Source organism: Bradyrhizobium sp. NBAIM08, from assembly GCF_020193935.1.
Lineage (GTDB): Bacteria > Pseudomonadota > Alphaproteobacteria > Rhizobiales > Xanthobacteraceae > Bradyrhizobium > Bradyrhizobium yuanmingense.
Genome location: NZ_JADYVR010001085.1, coordinates 1 through 396, shown reverse-complemented (window position 1 = coordinate 396; position 396 = coordinate 1). Strand labels below are relative to the sequence as shown.

At 62.9% G+C, this 396-nt stretch carries 1 protein-coding gene; it reads right to left on the bottom strand.

Features of this window, described 5'->3' with window-relative positions; genetic code table 11:
- Positions 1 to 396 (bottom strand): hypothetical protein (locus tag I6F37_RS43590; protein ID WP_225154924.1); only part of this gene is annotated, 396 nt, incomplete at both ends.

Genomic DNA, 396 nt, shown 5'->3' with positions numbered 1-396 from the left:
AGGTTGGCCGTGCCTTGGCCAAGTTCCAGGCGCTGCAGGTCGATCTCGTGGGAATGGTTCGCGGAGTGTTCGCTGATGACCTTTTGCGAGGAGCTGCCGATGTTGGCGTGAGCAAAGCACCAAGGCTTGGTGGCCAGCCGGCCGTCCTTGTTGCTGACGTCCCGCCCGCCGGAAGTGGTCTTGGCCTGGGCGCTGAGGAGGGCGAAGGGCTTGGCGTTGACGATGTCCTTGATCTTCCGCGTCGAGTGATCGACGAGCTGATGGCCCTTGACCGTGCCGGTGTTCGGGTAACGCAAGGTCTTGTCCTTGCCCAAGGTGAAATCCTGGAGCCCGGTGAGCGATTCGTAGTCCATCTCGATCGCGCTGACGGTCGTGGCCGCCGACGAGGTCCCGATG